Genomic DNA, 1,510 nt, shown 5'->3' with positions numbered 1-1,510 from the left:
CATGAAGTCGGAATCGCTAGTAATCGTAGATCAGAATGCTACGGTGAATACGTTCCCGGGCCTTGTACACACCGCCCGTCACACCATGGGAGTGGGCTGCAAAAGAAGTGGGTAGTTTAACCTTTCGGGGAGGACGCTCACCACTTTGTGGTTCATGACTGGGGTGAAGTCGTAACAAGGTAGCGCTAGGGGAACCTGGCGCTGGATCACCTCCTTATACGATGATTACACCGATGAGTGTCCACACAGATTGATGGTTTATACAGTTTAAGAGACGAGGATGTTCCCAAACATTCTTACTTAGTGTCCCGTTCGTCTAGAGGCCTAGGACACCGCCCTTTCACGGCGGTAACAGGGGTTCGACTCCCCTACGGGATACCACTTCCGTTGTGAAGTAAAGGGGTCGTTAGCTCAGTTGGTAGAGCAGTTGACTTTTAATCAATTGGTCGCAGGTTCGAATCCTGCACGACCCACCATTTCTTCCACAAGAAATGTGAAAAAACATGTGGGGCTATAGCTCAGCTGGGAGAGCGCCTGCCTTGCACGCAGGAGGTCAGCAGTTCGATCCTGCTTAGCTCCACCATTTCTTCCACAAGAAATGTGAAAAAACATGTGGGCGATTAGCTCAGTTGGGAGAGCACCTGCCTTACAAGCAGGGGGTCACTGGTTCGAACCCGGTATCGCCCACCACTCTCTAAGGATTTTTGGATAATGTATTCCAAGCCAGATTAAGTAATTGAACTGGTTTGATTTATTGACGCTGAAAGTCATTAGAAAGTGATTCATTCCGTTAGGAATACCACTCGCTCTTTAACAATTTGGAAAGCTGACTGATAACAACGAACGTGTTTGTTGTTATCAAATAAAAGTTCTCAACATCAATACGTTTAACGTATTGATACCAAACACATTCAAGTGTTCTTGGGAAAGCTTACTTCGGTAAGTTTTCAAAATTGAGTCCGGCAAAATCAAACGTCTCTCGCTCATTCAAATAATGAGAGACAACCTTGGTGACTTGTCTGCAACACGAAACTTCTTCGGGTTGTATGGTTAAGTGACTAAGCGTACACGGTGGATGCCTTGGCAGTCAGAGGCGATGAAGGACGTAGTAACTTGCGATAAGCGTAGATTAGGCAGTAACAGCCACTTGAGTCTACGATTTCCGAATGGGGAAACCCACGTGCATAAGCACGTATCCTTACCTGAATACATAGGGTAAGGAGGCAAACCGGGGGAACTGAAACATCTAAGTACCCCGAGGAGAAGAAATCAACAGAGATTCCGAAAGTAGCGGCGAGCGAAATTGGACTAGCCCTTAAGCTTTTAATGATGCAGGTGAAGCCTCTGGAAAGTGGCGCAATAAAGGGTGATAGCCCCGTAACCGTTCCATCATTATAAGTGAAATCGAGTAAGGCGGGACACGTGTTATCCTGTCTGAACATGGGGGGACCATCCTCCAAGGCTAAATACTACTGACTGACCGATAGTGAACCAGTACCGTGAGGGAAAG

At 47.0% G+C, this 1,510-nt stretch carries 4 tRNA genes and 2 rRNA genes; all 6 read left to right on the top strand.

Features of this window, described 5'->3' with window-relative positions:
* Window positions 1-217, top strand: a 16S ribosomal RNA gene (locus tag AACQ75_RS09890); the annotation flags it as partial.
* An 88-nt stretch (window positions 218-305) separates the two neighbouring features.
* Window positions 306-381: transfer RNA gene (locus tag AACQ75_RS09885), tRNA-Glu, on the top strand.
* 19 nt (window positions 382-400) lie between these two features.
* Window positions 401-476, top strand: a tRNA-Lys gene (locus tag AACQ75_RS09880).
* A 31-nt stretch (window positions 477-507) separates the two neighbouring features.
* Window positions 508-583: transfer RNA gene (locus AACQ75_RS09875), tRNA-Ala, on the top strand.
* A 31-nt stretch (window positions 584-614) separates the two neighbouring features.
* Window positions 615-690, top strand: a tRNA-Val gene (locus tag AACQ75_RS09870).
* A 358-nt stretch (window positions 691-1,048) separates the two neighbouring features.
* Window positions 1,049-1,510: ribosomal RNA gene (locus AACQ75_RS09865) — 23S ribosomal RNA — on the top strand; the annotation flags it as partial.

It is taken from the genome of Vibrio sp. B1-2 (assembly GCF_963888445.1).
Lineage (GTDB): Bacteria > Pseudomonadota > Gammaproteobacteria > Enterobacterales > Vibrionaceae > Vibrio > Vibrio anguillarum.
The sequence above is the reverse complement of the archived record's forward strand: the minus strand, read 5'-3'. Positions and strand labels throughout refer to the sequence as shown.